This is a genomic window from Sphingomonas qomolangmaensis (assembly GCF_024496245.1).
Lineage (GTDB): Bacteria > Pseudomonadota > Alphaproteobacteria > Sphingomonadales > Sphingomonadaceae > Sphingomonas > Sphingomonas qomolangmaensis.
Genome location: NZ_CP101740.1, coordinates 2,781,926 through 2,796,636, shown reverse-complemented (window position 1 = coordinate 2,796,636; position 14,711 = coordinate 2,781,926). Strand labels below are relative to the sequence as shown.

Genomic DNA, 14,711 nt, shown 5'->3' with positions numbered 1-14,711 from the left:
GCACGCGAGCAGGGATCAGATCGCTCGTTCGCATGGAATCAGATTTTCGAGACGGTCTGCTCGGCCCAAGCGACCGCGGCGGCGATGCCTTCGCGCGTGCCTACCTGCGGCTGCCAGTCGAGCAACCGCTTCGCCTTTGCCAGATCGGCGACGAAGATGCGCTGGTCGCTATAGCGCGCCGGCAGCTTTTCATAGGCGAGCGGCATGCCGATGCATTCTTCGAGCAGCCCGAACAGTTCGAGCAGCGACAGGCTGTTGTCCATCCCACCGCCGACGTTGAACACCTGCCCCGCCGCCTTGTCGATATGCCTGACCGCGGCGAAATACAGCCGCTCCATATCCTTGGCTTCGAGCACGTCGCGCACCTGCTTGCCGTTTCCGGCGATCGTGAACGGCGCGTTGAGCAGCCCGTGCTTGGTCTTCACCGCCTGCGCACAGAACCACGCGATCCAGCCCTGATCGAAGGTGCCGAACTGGCGAAGCCCGTACATCGACGAATGACGGAAGACGACGGTGCGCAGGCCGTACACCCGTGCAAAATCCTGCATATACTGGTCGGCGGCGCCCTTCGAACAACCATAAGGCGACTGGAAATCGAGCGGCGTATCCTCGCCAAGGCCCTGCGGCCGCGCCGGATCGACATAGCGCGTGTCAGTTTCCTGGTAATCCACCCATTCGAGGTCGCCATAGACCTTGTTCGACGAGCTGTAGACGATCGTCGCTTCGGGGGCGTGGGCGCGCACTGCCTCGAGCAGGTTGAGCGTGCCGAACGCGTTGGTCTCGAAATCCAGCCGCGGATTGGCGATCGAGGTCGTCATCGCGACTTGCCCCGCCACATGGAACACCGCGTCGGGGCGGACATCCTCGATCGTGCGCATCACGTCGTTGGGGTTGCGGATGTCGCCATGGACGTGCTGGAAATGACCCTGCTGCCGCAACCAGCCAAGATTGTCGGCCGAGCCCAGCCGCGACAGATTGTCGAACAGCGTGAGGTCGAACCCCTGCTTGAGCGCCGCCGCCGAAAGGTTGCTGCCGAGAAATCCGCATCCGCCGGTGATGAGTAGCTTCAAGACGATTCACCTTCACGTTGCAGTCGTTCCAACTCCCACCGCGCGGTGGCAGCCATGCCTTCGGCAAGCGACGTCGTCGCCCTCCATCGCAGCACCTTGGCGATACGCGCCGGGTCGCCCACGACTCGCATGCTCTCCGCGGGTCGATAGGCCTTGGCGCCCCAGCGGAACACCCCTTCGTTCCCGCCGACCGCCTGGGCAGCCGCGGTCAATAGTGCGCGCAGGCTGAGCCCCTCGCCCGAACATATGTTCAATATCTCGCCGCGTGGAAAGGTCGCGGCAGTCGCAACGTCGATGCAAGCCGCAGCGACGTCGGCGACGTACAGATAGTCGCGCTCTTGCGCGCCGGGCGACAGGTCGAGCATTTCTCCGGCCAGGCTCGCGCGCATCGCCGCGGCGACGATCTTGTGCGTGCCCTCGAGCGGACCGTACATGCTGAAGGGTCGCAGTACCGTGCAATCGGCGCCGGTGCGGCGCGCGAAGTCCTGCACCGCGAGCGTTCCCGCAGCCTTGGTGACACCATAGATTCCCGTCGGCGAAAGCACCCGGTCTTCGGCCAGCAGACCGTCCTGCGTGCCATATTCGTACGAGGTGCCGACATGCACCAGCCGGACCCCGCGCGACGCCGCAGCTTCGGCAAGCCGCATCGTTGCCGCGACGTTGGTTTCGAGCGCGGTATAGAAGTCCGATTGGCGATAATCGACGCCATATGCGGCGCAGTGGATGATCGCGGTGCACCCAGCCAGCGCGGCATCGAGCGTCGCTGAGTCATCCAAGTCGAGCCACGCGGTCTGCGCTTGCGGCGCGAGCGCGTCGAGGCGCGAACGGTCCGAAGACCGCCGCATCCCGGCGCGCACCGCCCTGCCGCGCTGGATCGCCTCGGCAACGACGTGTGCGCCGAGGAAGCCCGAGGCGCCGGTGACGAGGAGCATCGTCGCCGAACCTTAGAAGTTCATGCCGAAGAATTCTTCGATCTTCTCGCCGACGAAATCGAAATGTTCGGCGCCGAGCCCCGGGTACAGGCCGAGCCAGAAGGTGTCGCTCATCACCTTGTCGGTGTTGGTGAGATCGCCGACGACGCGATGCTCGACCCCCGCGAACATCGGCTGGCGGATGAGATTGCCAGCGAACACCAGGCGGGTTCCAATCTTGTGTCCGTCGAGGAACTTCAGCAGATCGACGCGATTCACGCCGCACCCGTCGCGCAGCGTCACCGGGAAACCGAACCAGGAAGGGTCCGAATTCGGCGTCGCCTCGGGCAGGATCATCACCTCTTCCAACGCCGCGAAACGCTGGGTCAACAAATCGAAGTTGCGACGCCGCGCGGCGATGAAGCCCTCGGCGCGTTCGAGCTGCGCCACGCCGCACGCCGCCTGCATATCGGTGATCTTCAGATTATAGCCGACATGCGAATAGACATATTTGTGGTCATAGCCCGGCGGCAGCGTCCCGAACTTCTGCGAGAAGCGCATGCCGCACGTGTTGTCGCAGCCCGGCGCGCAATAGCAGTCGCGGCCCCAGTCGCGGAACGATTCGATGATCGGCTTGAGCTCGTTCGACCGCGTGAAGACCACCCCGCCCTCACCCATCGTGATGTGATGCGCGGGGTAGAAGCTGAGCGTGGCGACGTCGCCGAAGGTGCCGACCAGCTGCCCGTTATAGGTGGCACCCAACGCGTCGCAGCAATCCTCGACCAGCCACAGATTGTGCTCGTCGCAAATCCGCCGGACTTCGCCCAGGTCGAAGGGGTTGCCCAGCGTGTGTGCGATCATGATCGCCTTGGTCTTGGGGGTGATCGCCGCCTCGATCCGGCTGGCATCGATATTGTAGGTGGGGATATCGACATCGACGAAAACCGGGATCAGCCCATATTGGACGCTCGGATTGACCGTGGTCGGAAAGCCGGCAGCGACGGTGATCACTTCGTCGCCGCGCTTGAGCGCACGACTGCCGAGCTTGGACGAGGTCAGCGCCGCCAGCGCGAGCAGGTTCGCCGACGACCCCGACGTGGTGGTCAGAACGTGCGGCACCCCCAGGAACGCGCCCAGCTTGGCTTCGAATTCGGTATTGAACCGCCCGGTGGTCAGCCAGCCGTCGAGCGATGCCTCGACCATCAATTCGAGCTCGCGCGAGCCGATCACCTTGCCCGCGGGCGGGATGACGGTTTCGCCGGGCACGAATGCCTTGGGAGCATATTGCTGGGCGGCGAACTTGCGGACGAGCTCGCCGATCTGTGCGCGCAGGTCTTCGGTGGTTTCGATAGTGGTAGCCATGATCCCTATACCCTTATTTCTGGGCCGCGACGGCGGCAGCCCTGTAGGTCTTGATTTCGCCAAGGCTTGCGCCCCGCATGTCGTTTCCGGCCAGCCAGCTACGGTGCCAGGCGACGATCCGCTCTAGCGTATGCTCGACCGACCATACCGGGCGCCACCCCAGCCGGTTGCGCGCCTTCGACGTATCCAGCTTCAGATACCGCGCCTCGTGCGGATGTTCGCCATCATCGTGCTGCCAGCTCGCGCCCGCGCCCCAAGCCGCCTGCAACGTGCCGATGACCTCGGCGACGGTCTGCGCATCGTCGCCGCCGGGGCCGAAATTCCAGCCTTCGGCGAATTCGGCGCCGCCGCGCCATAGCGCCTGCGCCAGGACAAGATATCCTGATAGCGGCTCGAGCACATGCTGCCAGGGCCGTATTGCATTGGGGTTGCGGACCTGCAGGACCTCACCCTTGGCGAACGCCGCCATCGCATCGGGCACGATCCGGTCGGCGGCCCAATCGCCGCCGCCGATGACGTTGCCCGCCCGCGCCGAGGCCAGAGCGACCTGGCCGCCAGGTGCAAAGAAGCTCGCGCGATAGGCGCTGGTCACCAGTTCGGCGCAGCCCTTGCTGTTGCTGTAGGGGTCGTGCCCCCCCATCGGTTCGTTCTCGCGATAGCCCCAGTCCCATTCCTGGTTCTCGTAGCATTTGTCGGTGGTCACGCTGACGACCGCGCGCAGCGCGGGCATCGCACGCGCCGCCTCGAGCACCTTGGCGGTGCCCATCACGTTGGTCTCGTACGTCCCCAGGGGATCGCGATAAGACAGCCGCACCAGCGGCTGCGCTGCCATGTGGATCACGATTTCGGGATCGGCCTCGGCCATCGCCGAGCGCAGGCTTTCCAAATCGCGAATGTCGCCGATCACCGATCTCATGCCGTCGGCGACCCGCGCGGCATCGAACAAGCTGACCTCGCCGACAGGGGTGAGCGCGTAGCCGGTGACGACCGCGCCCATGTCCTGCAGCCAAAGCGAAAGCCAACTGCCCTTGAAGCCGGTATGCCCGGTCATGAATACCCGGCGCCCGCACCAAAAGGTGGGATCGACCAGGCCCATTACCAGGTCTTCCACGGCGCCACGCCGCGCTCCCACAGATTTTCAAGATGGACCTTGTCGCGCAGCGTATCCATCGGCTGCCAGAAGCCGCGATGCTCGAACGCCATCAGTTCGCCATCCGCCGACAGGCGATGCAGTGGTTCCTGCTCCCAGACCGACGAATCGTCATCGATATAGTCGAGCACCTTGGGGCTCAGCACGAAGAAGCCGCCGTTGATCAGCCCGCCATCGCCATCGGGCTTCTCTTCGAAGCTGGTGATCTTGGCGCCTTCCATCCGCAGTGCGCCGAAGCGGCCCGGCGGCGCGGTCGCGGTCAGCGTTGCCGCCTTGCCGTGCGAGCGGTGGAAGGCAAGCGACGCCGCCACGTCGATGTCGCCGACGCCGTCGCCATAGGTGAAGAAGAATTCGGATTCGTCCCTCACATAGTTCGCGACCCGACGCAGGCGGCCCCCGGTCATCGATGTCTCGCCGGTATCGACCAGCGTGATCCGCCACGGCTCGGCGCGACGCTCATGTACGTCGATCGTGTTGTCGCGCATGTCGATCGTGACGTCCGACGTGTGCAGCGCGTAGTTGGAGAAATACTCCTTGATCACATACCCTTTATACCCGCAGCAGATCACGAAATCATTCACTCCGTGCGACGCGTAGATCTTCAGGATATGCCACAGGATCGGGCGCCCGCCGATTTCGATCATCGGTTTGGGGCGCATCGACGTCTCTTCGCTGAACCGGGTACCCAAACCACCCGCCAAGATCACTGCTTTCATGACTGATCCAAATCCCCCGATTCCACAAATGCGTCATAATGAAAGTTGTGATCCTGCAGCCCATAGTCGCGCAGCACGGCCTGTGCGCCGAGGATCATTGCCTGCGAACCGCAGGCGTAGACCGTCGCACTCGACAGGTCCGGCCCGCCGGCGGCCAGCACGTTCTGGACATGCCCGCGCGCACCGACCCAATCGGGATCGGCACCCGAAAGTACGCGCGTAAAGGCAACGCCGGTTGGCAGATCGACCGGCTCCCAATAGAAATCCTGCGCGGTTCGATTGCCCCAATAGACTTCGACCGAAGGCGGCATCGAATCTGCCGAAGCGACGAGGTCCTCGATCAGCGCCTTCACCGGCGCCAAGCCGGTACCCGTCGCGAGGAAGATCAGCCGCTCGGCCGCGTCGTCGCGGCGGTAGAAGGTGCCGAGCGGCCCCTCGATCCGGAGCAGGTCGTTGGGCTTGGCCTGGCTGAACCAATAGCCGCTGAGGACGCCATTGGCAAAGGCGCGGATATGCAGCTCGAGCAACCCGTCTTCGCGCGGTGCCGAAGCCAGCGAATAGGAGCGCCGAACGCCGTTCCAGATCACATCGATGAACTGGCCGGCGACATAGGCGAAGTCGGTTCGCGGCGGCAGCCGCAACAGCACGCGCACGACATCGGGTGCCAGCAGGTCGATGCTCGAAATGCGCGCTGGCAGGGTGCGGATCGCCAGATGCGATATCCGGGCCAGATCGTCCGATCCGATCGCCATGTCGCTGGTTGCGGTTCTGCAGCATGTCAGTCCGAAGCCAGCCGCGACATCGTCGGCCGACAGCGCGATTTCGGGGCGCAGAAGCTCGCTCTCGCCGACGATGATCGAGGTCTTGCAGACGCCGCAATTACCGTTCCGGCAGCTGTATTCGAGCGCCAGCGATTGCGAGAGCGCGGCGTTGAGGATGGACTGACCGGGCTCGGCGCCGAACTCCTTCCCACTGCGCAAACGGATCACGAACGACACGAGTTTCCTCTGCCGCGATCGTCCACCGATCCCGCGACCTTCCGAACGTCGCGGTAAGGCAGAGAGGCCGCGCAAAGCAGCGGCGTGCAACCTAAACTCAGCTTCCTCACGATCATGTAGGCCTCGTCTAGAATGGCTTCGCTACCCTTTGGTCGATCGACCCGGCAACCATGGTGCGCCGGCGGCATATGCGGTCCGCAGTTAACCCACAAGGGCCTATTGGTCCGTAGCCACGCCGCACCGCACAATAGGCACAGCGAGCCGCATCGTCGTCAATATTTAGCGCCAATCAGGCGTGTATGCGCGCTCGCCAATCCAACAATTAGCATTCGGTTAACCACACAGGCGTAGCTTGGGCGACATGCGTATTCGTTCCCTGCTTTTCGCTGCGACGCTCCCCGCCTTGCTGGCCGGTTGCGTCTTCGATGGCGGGGGCGATCGCGCCGATCGTCGCAGCGCGCCGCCGCGCGCGCGTGCCAGTGCGGCGGCGGTATTGCCCGCGCTGCCGAGCGCCGAGGCGCTGCAGTGCCAAGCCGATCTCAATCGCGACCGCGTCGAATATCGCACCTTGCCCAACCAGGACTTCGGCGGCGGGTGCATGGTGATCGGCGCGGTGCAGCTGCTCGATATCGGGGTGCCGGTGGCGGGGCTCAAATCGATGCGCTGCCCGCTGGCGCGCAATTTCTCGAACTGGGTGCGCTATGCGGTCGCGCCCGCGGCGCGGCAGATCCTCGACAGCGACGTGGTGCGGATCGAAAGCTATGGTACCTTCGCCTGCCGCCCGATCGCAGGGAGCGCGCGCTTGTCCGAACATGGCCGCGCCAATGCGGTCGACGTCGCGGTGTTCGTGCTCGCCGACGGGCGGCGAGTGAGCGTGCTGGGCGGCTGGGAGGCGGGCGACGACCGCGAACAGGAGTTCCTGCGCACGATCCACCAATCGGCGTGCAAGCGCTTCACCACGGTGCTCGGCCCCGACTATAATGCCGCGCACGCGAACCACTTCCACTTCGACATGGCGGGGCGCAGCTTCTGTCGGTGAGCGCGGCGGCCTAGGGCTTCGCGTCGGTCAGCCGCGCAAGCCAGGCCTGCGCCTGTTTGGGTTCGCCCACCGCCTGCGACGCGACCGGGCCGCGCGAGGCGAGGAATTGGCGGTGCAGGTCGAACGGCTCGAGGCCGAGTTGGTCGCGTGCCGACTCGATCGCGTCGGCGAGGTCGGTGAGATCCTCGACCACCGGCGCCACCGCGGCGCGGGCGTGGCGGTCGCTTTGATGGTCGAACAAGCCCCATTTGCCCGCCGCGGTGGTGCGCAGCGCCGCGATCAACGCCGCGGTATATTCCGATTCGAGCTCCTGTCGGCGCGCGTCGAGACGCGCCAGTCGATCTGCCTTTGCCATGGCGATGCCGTAGAGCGCGCGCACGACCCCAGCAATCGGCCACCGGTGACAAACCCCGCGCGCGGCGCTAGTTCACCCGCGTGTTCCACCTCCGCCGCCTCGTTTCGCGCCACCGGGCGCTTGCCGCGCTGCTGCTGGCGGCGGTGCTGACGATGAAGTTGCTGGTGCCCGCCGGCTACATGACCAGCGTATCGGGCACGACGATCACCGTCGCGGTGTGCAACGGCAGCGGGCCAATGACGATCACGATCCCTATGGAACAGGGGCATGACGACGCCGATCGCGGCGACGATGCGATGCCTTGCGCCTTGGCCGGGGTGCCCGGCGCGATGCTGGCGGCGACCGATCCGGTGCTGCTGCTGGGCGCGATCCTGTTCGTACTGGCGGTTGGGCTATCGCGAAGCCCGATCGTGCTGGCGCGCCCCGCGCCGCATCTGCGGCCGCCCTTGCGCGGTCCCCCCGCCCCCACCTGAACCAGCAAAGCGCCGCCGGCCCGCCCGGTGGCATCCGACCCGCGCGCGACACGCGCGCCGCTGTTGCAGGTGAATTTCCATGGCTATTCGTTGCTGCGTGCCGATGAGTGGAGGCGCGCGTGGTCGCCTCTGATCGAAGCGCCTCGCTGTACCGGTCGGTGTGGCGCTGGCATTTCTATGCCGGGCTGCTGGTGCTGCCCTTTCTCGGCTGGCTGGCGATCACCGGCGGGCTGTATCTGTACAAGGCCGAGATCGAGCGGCTGGTCTATGCCGATTGGGTCGCGATCGGGCCGGGGGCACCGCTGCCGGCGGGGGTTTTGGTACGGCGTGTGACCGCGCAGACCGGGGCTAGCGTGACGCAGATCGCCCGCCCCGCCGCGCCGGGCGAAAGCTGGCGGATGACGGTGCTGCAGGATGGCGAGCGCCGCACCGCCTTCGTCGATCCGAGGAGCGGGCGGGTGCCGGGCACCACCAGCGCTGGCGGCATCATGGCGACGGTCCGGTCGCTGCACAGCCTGGCGATCACCGGGCCGATCGGCAACGCGCTGATCGAGATCGTCGCGGGGTGGACGATCCTGCTGGTGGCGACCGGCGTGTATCTGTGGTGGCCGCGCGGGCACAGCCCCGGGCTGGCGCTGCGCGGTACCCCCAAGCGGCGGCTGTTCTGGCGCGACCTCCATGCCTCGACCGGGATCGTCGCGGGCACGCTGATCCTGTTCCTCGCGCTCACCGGCATGCCGTGGAGCGGGGTGTGGGGACAGGCGCTGGGGCGGATCGTCGCGGCGCAGGACATTGGCCGCCCGCAGGCGCCGGTGCCGAGCGAGCATCATGCGCTGCCCTGGTCGCTCGACCATGCGGCGGTGCCGGCGTCGAGCGGCAGCGGCGATGTCGGGGTCGATCGGGTGCTGGCGATCGCCGCGCGGCGCGGGATCGGCGCGCCCTGGACGCTCTCGCTGCCAGCCGCGCCGGGCGCGCCCTATCTGGTGTCGCCGGTCGCGCGGCAGGCGGGCGACGCGCGCGCGCTCTATGTCGATGCCGGTACCGGCCATGTGCTGCAGGACGCGCGCTATGCGCGGTTCGGCGCGGGGGCGCGGGCGATCGAATGGGGGATCGCGGCGCATGAGGGACGGCAATATGGCGAGCCCAACCGGCTGGTGATGCTGGGCGGCTGCATCGCGATCCTGCTGCTGGTGATCAGCGCGCCGGTGATGTGGTGGAAGCGACGGCCGTCGCGCGGCCTGGGGGCCCCGCCGGCGCCGGCGAACCGTGCACGCGGGCTGGTGGGGCTGATGCTCGCGGCGGGGATCGTGTTTCCGCTGACCGGGCTGACGATGCTGGTTGCGCTGGCGGGCCAGCGGGTGGTGCGCGGGAGGGTGAGAAACTCCTCTCCCTGAAGGCGAGGGGTTGGGGTGGGTTTGGTCCAGGCAACACGGCTGCCCAGCCTGCCGACGTGACCGTATCGCGAGCACCCGACCCACTCCCCCGGCCCCTCCCTTTCAGGGAGGGGGGAGGCGTTGGTTCAGGCGCGCTTGCCGATCAGCGGGAAGCTGCCGAAGGCGCCGGCGGTGACCTTGCCGTTGAGTTCCTCGCCCTCGACCGTCGCTTCGCAGTCGAGCGTCATCGGCATCGGCACGGTGATGTCCATCTTCCACGTCAGCGTGTCGCCATCGACCGCGCCGGTGACGTCCGACGTGCCCATGCCGCCGGCGAAATTGCCGGTGAAGCTGTCACCCGCCGAGGTCACCAGCAAGGTCGCCTTCTGGTCGCCCATCGGCGACTTGACCACCACGTCCCAGTTTCCGTCCACATTCGCCATGTCGTCTCTCCAAGCCGGTTCGAAAGTCACTGGGCCGCGACGGGTGCGCCCGTCGGTGCCGCCGATATCACCTCGACAGGCAGGCCGAGACTGTCAAGCTGGCTGCGCACCTTGCTTGCGTCACCGACGACCACCCAGACGAACCCCTTGGGGTCGATCGTCGCGCGTGCCGCAGCGTCAAGCTGGGCTGCCGTCAGCGCGCGATATTTTTGCGCGATGCCGTCATAATAATCGTCGGGACGGCCAAAGAGGTCGTTGCCTTCCATCGCGCTGAGCACCTTGCCGCTGGTTTCGAAATTGCCCGCGAGCTCGCGCGTCTCGCCGTCGATCGTGCGGCGGAACTCGACATCGGTGACCCCTTGCGTCGACAGGAAGCCCGCCACCTGCTCGCGCAGCGACGCGAGCGCGGGGCCAGTCTTGTCGGCCTGGACCGGGGCGTTGATGACGTAGGGCACCGCGCCTTCGAAGCGCGAATAGCCGCCGCGCGCGCCATAGGACCAGCCCTTGGCCTCGCGCAGGTCCATGTTGATCCGGCTGAGAAAGCCCGAACCGAGCACTTCGTTGGCGGTGAGCACCGGCAGCAATTCAGCCTTGGGGTCGAGATCGGTCAGCTGGCCGCCGGCGATGATCGACTGCGGCGAATCGGGGCGATCGACCAGCACGATCCGCTCGCCGCCCGCCAAAGGCTTGCTTTCGATCGCCTTGGTGCCCGCCGGCCCCTGCGCGCGCCAGTCGCCGAGTGCGGCTTCGAACGCCGCCTGGACTTCGGCGAGCCGGCGATCGCTGACGACGAAGATCTTGGCCTTGTCGGGACGGATCCAGGCGCGGTGGAAGGCGACCAGATCGTCGCGCGTTGCCGCCTTGACCGTGCTCAGATCGCCACTGCCCGCCGCGAGCTTGCGATACGACGAACCCTCGGCATACAGCAGCGGCGGCAGCGTGCGCGCCGCGATCGCGCCGGGATCGTTGAGCTCGGCGGCGATCTGCGCCATCCGCTGGCCACGCACCCGCTCGATCTCGCTCGCGCCGAAGGCGGGGTTGCGCACGACATCGCCGAGCAACGCCACCGCCGCGGCCAGGTTGGGGCTGGGCACGAACAGGCTGAGCCCGCTGCGATCGGCGTCGTTGCCCGAACCGATCCGGGCGCCCAGCCGCTCCTGCGCCTCGGCCAGCGCGATCGAATCGAGCGTGGTGGTGCCTTCGTCGACGACCGCCATCGTGAAGCCCGCGATCCCCAGCTTGGCGGCGGGGTCGGCGACGATGCCGGCGTCGAAGCTGATGCTCGCCTGCGTCGTCGGCGCCGCGGCCTGGCGCGCGTAGACCAATTCGATCCCGTTCGAGAGCCGCGTGCGCTCGACCTTGGGGAAGCGGATGTCGCGCACTTCGCCGATCGCGGGCAGCGCGCCGCGGTCGATCTTCGCGGGGCCCTGCGCCGCCGCGGGGGTGGGAGCGGCTTCGGCGCGCGCGGCGGTGGTCGCCTGCGCCGCCGCGGCGACCTTGGCGCCGCCGGCGGTCGCGGGGGTCGCTTCCTGATAGGCCTCGCGCTTGCCGGGCTCGATCTTGAGCGCATAGACCGGGCGCGACAGCCACTTGTTGGCCGATGCCTTCACCGCGGCCGGGGTTGCCGCCGCCAGCCGCGCGAGCTGCTTCTTGAAATACAGCGGATCGTCGGCGAACAGCGCGCCCGAGGCGAGCGTGCCCGCCTTGCCGCCGCCGCCGCCGACCGCCTCGAGCCCGGCGAGCCGGCCAGCGATCGCAGTGGTGGCGACGCGCTGGACCTCATCGGCGGTGGGGCCGGTGCGCAGGAAATCGGCGATCACCGCATCGAGCCGTGCTTCGGCCTGCGCGACGTCGACCCCGGGGCGGACGTCCATCTGGACGCCGAAGAAGCCGACCTGCGTCAACGCCTGGCTGAACGCCGCGACGCCGACCGCCAGCCGCTCCTTGCGGACCAGGATATTGTCGAGCCGCGAGCTCGACAGGCCGCCGAGCACGCGCGCGGCGACGTCGAGGTTCGCGGTTTCGGGATCGCGAAGGCCCGGCACCGCCCACAGGCGATAGATTCGCGTGGTGGCGACGCGATCCTGCATCGTCTCGCGCACCGGCGCAGGCAAGGTCGGGACGGGCGCGGGCGGCGCGACGCTTTCGGGGCCGCGCGGGATCGCGCCGAAATATTTCGCCATCAGCCGCTTGGCGGTGGGGACGTCGATATCGCCCGCCAGCGCGACGATTGCGTTGTTGGGGCCGTAGTAGCTGCGGAACCAGGTCTTCACATCCTCGAGGCTGGCGGCCTGGAGATCGGCCATCGAGCCGATCGTCGAGTGGTGATAGGGATGCCCCGCCGGGAACAGCCCCTCGGTCAGCTTGTAGCGGAACAGGCCGTAGGGCTGGTTGTCGCCCTGGCGCTTTTCGTTCTGGACGACGCCGCGCTGGTTATCGAGATTTTCCTGCGTCACCGCGCCGAGCAGATAGCCCATGCGATCGCTTTCGAGGAACAGCACGCGCTCGAGCCCGGCGGTCGGGACGGTCTCGAAATAATTGGTGCGATCCGAATTGGTGGTGCCGTTGAGATCGGTCGCGCCCAGCGTGCGCAGCGGTTCGAAATAATCGCCGGGGGCGTTTTCCGATCCATTGAACATCAGATGCTCGAACAGATGCGCGAAGCCGGTCTTGCCCTTGGGCTCGTGCTTCGAGCCGACGTCGTACCACACCGACACGCCGACCACCGGCGCCTTGCGATCGGTGTGGACCAGCACGCGAAGTCCGTTGGGGAGGGTGAATTCCTCATACGGAATATCGACCCGCGCGATCAGCTCGGAAACCGGCGCGGGCGCCGGCGCGGTGGTCTGCGCGGCAGTCTGGGCGAGCGCCGAGGTGGCGAGCGCGGTGAGGGCGACACTGGCAAGAACGCGGGAGACGAGGCGCATAAGCGGGCTTTCCGAATGGTTTCAGGCGTTACGATAAGGATCGGCGCGCGCGGAGCAAGCCCCGTCCGGGGGCGGTAGGCGCCCCAGGCCGGTGCGGCGGTCTTGCGGCCAACCACGCTTGCGCTAGACCCTGCGCATTCTGTTCGGAGATCGGCCTTCCATGCGCACCCTGACTTTCGCCGCCATCTTGATGCTTTCCACCGCGGTCCACGCGCAGACCGGGCCGGCGCCGGCGATCACCCCCGAGGGGGTGCGCGCGCATGTCGAGTTCCTGGCCGACGACCTGCTCGAAGGGCGCGACGCGGGCACGCGCGGGCACGAGATCGCCGCGCGCTATGTCGCGACGCAGTTCCAAGCGCTGGGGCTCAAGCCCGCCAATGGCGACAGCTGGTACCAGCAGGTGCCGCTCGAGATGCGCGCGCTGGGCGAGCCCGCGACCTCGTTCGTGACGATCGGCGGCACGCGCTACGCCAACGGGACGCAGGCGATCGTCCGCGCCAACGCGCCGGGGGCGCAAAAGGCCAGCGGCGAGGCGGTGTTCGTCGGCTATGGCATCGCCAGCCCCGAGAACCGGATCGACGATTATGCCGGGCTCGACGTGGCGGGAAAGACCGTGGTGATGCTGTACGGCGCGCCCAAGACGCTGCCGAGCGACGTCCGCGCGGCGCTGGGGCAGGACAAGGGCAAGGCAGCCAAGGCGCGCGGTGCGGCGGCGGTGATCACGCTGTTCGACAGCGAGATGGTCAAGCAATATCCCTGGGAGGTGGTGGTCGCCGAGGCCGGCGGCCCCGCCACCCGGCTGGCCGAGCCGAGCGACAAGCCGCAGGAACTCACCCCGGTATCGGCGCTGCTGAGCCCGGTCGCCGCCGAGGCACTCTTCGCCGGCGCGCCGAACAGCTACAAGCAAATACTCGCCGCCGCCGACAAGGGCCGGGCGCTCAAGGGCTTCGCGCTCAAGCCCGCGGTGGCGATCGAGGGGACGAGCAGCACGAATGCCTTCACCAGCCCCAATGTCGTCGGGGTGATCCCCGGATCCGATCCGGCGCTGGCGGGCGAAGTCGTGCTGCTGATGGCGCATCTCGACCACAACGGCACGCGCCCCGACGCCAAGGGCGAGGACAAGATCTTCAACGGCGCGATGGACAATGCCGCGGGCACCGCATCGATGATCGAGGTCGCCCGCGCCTTCGCCGCATCGGGCAGCAAGCCCAAGCGCACGGTAATGTTCGCCGCGGTCACCGCCGAGGAGGACGGGCTGCTCGGGTCGCAATATCTCGCCAAGCATCCGGTGGGCGCGGGCAAGGTGGTGTCGGTGGTCAATCTCGACATGCCGATCCTGCTGTACGACTTCACCGACGTCGTCGCCTTCGGGGCCGAACATTCAACGATGGGGCCGCTGGTCGCCGCGGCGGCGGCGAAGGACGGGGTGAAATTATCGCCCGATCCGATGCCCGAGGAGAATCTGTTCACCCGATCGGACCATTTCAGCTTCGTCCAGCAGGGGGTCCCGTCGGTGTTCCTGGTGACCGGCCACGCCAATGGCGGGGCCGAGGCGTTCAAGACCTTCCTGGCGACGCATTACCACAAGCCGAGCGACGATCTGAAGCTGCCGTTCAACTGGGCGGCGGGGGCGAAGTTCGCGCGGGTGAACTACAATATCGCGCGCGACCTGGCCGACGCGGCACAGGCCCCGCGCTGGTATGCCGACAGCCCGTTCGGGAAGCAGTTTGCGGCGGACGCGCCAAAGGCGGTGCGGGCGAAGTGATCTCCCCCTCCCGTTCGTCCTGAGTAGCCGCTGAGCTTGTCGAAGCGGCGTATCGAAGGACCGGCCCGCTTGGGGCAAAGTCCTTCGATACGGGTCTTCGCCTTCGCTCAGCCCCTACTCAGGACGAAC

The 14,711-nt window shown here is 67.2% G+C and carries 13 protein-coding genes; 4 read left to right on the top strand and 9 right to left on the bottom strand.

The genetic code is table 11. The features are described 5' to 3' along the window. Positions 1 to 38: 38 nt before the first annotated feature. From NMP03_RS13395 to NMP03_RS13370, 6 genes are read right to left on the bottom strand one after another with little or no spacing between them, the layout of a single operon-like run. Complete coding sequence (locus NMP03_RS13395) at positions 39 to 1,070, bottom strand: GDP-mannose 4,6-dehydratase (protein ID WP_256505955.1); 1,032 nt, start codon at positions 1,068 to 1,070, stop codon at positions 39 to 41. Continuing rightward, complete coding sequence (locus NMP03_RS13390; RefSeq protein ID WP_256505954.1) at positions 1,067 to 2,002, bottom strand: NAD-dependent epimerase/dehydratase family protein; 936 nt, start codon at positions 2,000 to 2,002, stop codon at positions 1,067 to 1,069. Before NMP03_RS13390 ends, NMP03_RS13395 begins: the two co-directional genes overlap by 4 nt. 12 nt (positions 2,003 to 2,014) lie before the next feature. Beyond that, on the bottom strand, positions 2,015 to 3,343 hold the full coding sequence (gene rfbH / locus NMP03_RS13385; RefSeq protein WP_256505953.1) for a lipopolysaccharide biosynthesis protein RfbH: 1,329 nt from the start codon (positions 3,341 to 3,343) through the stop codon (positions 2,015 to 2,017). Between the two features lie 13 nt (positions 3,344 to 3,356). Next, complete coding sequence (rfbG, locus tag NMP03_RS13380; RefSeq protein WP_256505952.1) at positions 3,357 to 4,454, bottom strand: CDP-glucose 4,6-dehydratase; 1,098 nt, start codon at positions 4,452 to 4,454, stop codon at positions 3,357 to 3,359. Then, the gene (rfbF, locus tag NMP03_RS13375) at positions 4,439 to 5,209 is read right to left on the bottom strand and encodes a glucose-1-phosphate cytidylyltransferase (RefSeq protein ID WP_256505951.1); all 771 of its coding nucleotides are present in this window, start codon (positions 5,207 to 5,209) and stop codon (positions 4,439 to 4,441) included. The genes rfbG and rfbF overlap by 16 nt, the downstream gene beginning before the upstream one ends. Continuing rightward, positions 5,206 to 6,198 carry an FAD-binding oxidoreductase gene (locus NMP03_RS13370; RefSeq protein WP_256505950.1) on the bottom strand — a complete coding sequence of 331 codons (993 nt, stop codon included), beginning with the start codon at positions 6,196 to 6,198 and terminating at the stop codon, positions 5,206 to 5,208. The genes rfbF and NMP03_RS13370 overlap by 4 nt, the downstream gene beginning before the upstream one ends. 370 nt (positions 6,199 to 6,568) lie before the next feature. Between NMP03_RS13370 and NMP03_RS13365 the strand changes: the two genes are divergently transcribed. Continuing rightward, positions 6,569 to 7,246, top strand: a complete 678-nt coding sequence (locus NMP03_RS13365; protein ID WP_256505949.1) for an extensin family protein — start codon at positions 6,569 to 6,571, stop codon at positions 7,244 to 7,246. A gap of 10 nt (positions 7,247 to 7,256) precedes the next feature. On the opposite strand, the gene NMP03_RS13360 is transcribed toward NMP03_RS13365, so the two are convergent. Then, the gene (locus NMP03_RS13360; RefSeq protein WP_256505948.1) at positions 7,257 to 7,601 is read right to left on the bottom strand and encodes a hypothetical protein; all 345 of its coding nucleotides are present in this window, start codon (positions 7,599 to 7,601) and stop codon (positions 7,257 to 7,259) included. Between the two features lie 80 nt (positions 7,602 to 7,681). On the opposite strand from NMP03_RS13360, the gene NMP03_RS13355 reads away from it, so the two are divergent. Together NMP03_RS13355 and NMP03_RS13350 are read left to right on the top strand one after the other, a co-directional pair. Further along, positions 7,682 to 8,074: a hypothetical protein gene (locus tag NMP03_RS13355; protein WP_256505947.1), complete on the top strand. Its 393-nt coding sequence runs from the start codon at positions 7,682 to 7,684 to the stop codon at positions 8,072 to 8,074. Between the two features lie 119 nt (positions 8,075 to 8,193). Beyond that, positions 8,194 to 9,468, top strand: a complete 1,275-nt coding sequence (locus tag NMP03_RS13350) for a PepSY-associated TM helix domain-containing protein (protein WP_256505946.1) — start codon at positions 8,194 to 8,196, stop codon at positions 9,466 to 9,468. A 125-nt stretch (positions 9,469 to 9,593) separates the two neighbouring features. Here the strand turns inward: NMP03_RS13350 and NMP03_RS13345 are convergent, their stop codons facing one another. Continuing rightward, complete coding sequence (locus NMP03_RS13345) at positions 9,594 to 9,890, bottom strand: hypothetical protein (protein WP_256505944.1); 297 nt, start codon at positions 9,888 to 9,890, stop codon at positions 9,594 to 9,596. 26 nt (positions 9,891 to 9,916) lie between these two features. Further along, on the bottom strand, positions 9,917 to 12,817 hold the full coding sequence (locus tag NMP03_RS13340; RefSeq protein ID WP_256505943.1) for a M16 family metallopeptidase: 2,901 nt from the start codon (positions 12,815 to 12,817) through the stop codon (positions 9,917 to 9,919). A gap of 160 nt (positions 12,818 to 12,977) precedes the next feature. Here NMP03_RS13340 and NMP03_RS13335 point away from each other — a divergent pair, with 160 nt between their 5' ends. Further along, on the top strand, positions 12,978 to 14,582 hold the full coding sequence (locus NMP03_RS13335; RefSeq protein WP_256505940.1) for a M20/M25/M40 family metallo-hydrolase: 1,605 nt from the start codon (positions 12,978 to 12,980) through the stop codon (positions 14,580 to 14,582). The last annotated feature ends 129 nt before the right edge of the window (positions 14,583 to 14,711 follow it).

Coding starts and splice junctions, on each gene's coding strand:
- NMP03_RS13390 (WP_256505954.1), bottom strand. CDS start 2,002: ATGCTCCTCGTCACCGGCGCCTCGGGCTTCCTCGGCGCACACGTCGTT.
- rfbH (WP_256505953.1), bottom strand. CDS start 3,343: ATGGCTACCACTATCGAAACCACCGAAGACCTGCGCGCACAGATCGGC.
- rfbF (WP_256505951.1), bottom strand. CDS start 5,209: ATGAAAGCAGTGATCTTGGCGGGTGGTTTGGGTACCCGGTTCAGCGAA.
- NMP03_RS13365 (WP_256505949.1), top strand. CDS start 6,569: ATGCGTATTCGTTCCCTGCTTTTCGCTGCGACGCTCCCCGCCTTGCTG.
- NMP03_RS13360 (WP_256505948.1), bottom strand. CDS start 7,601: ATGGCAAAGGCAGATCGACTGGCGCGTCTCGACGCGCGCCGACAGGAG.
- NMP03_RS13345 (WP_256505944.1), bottom strand. CDS start 9,890: ATGGCGAATGTGGACGGAAACTGGGACGTGGTGGTCAAGTCGCCGATG.
- NMP03_RS13340 (WP_256505943.1), bottom strand. CDS start 12,817: ATGCGCCTCGTCTCCCGCGTTCTTGCCAGTGTCGCCCTCACCGCGCTC.
- NMP03_RS13335 (WP_256505940.1), top strand. CDS start 12,978: ATGCGCACCCTGACTTTCGCCGCCATCTTGATGCTTTCCACCGCGGTC.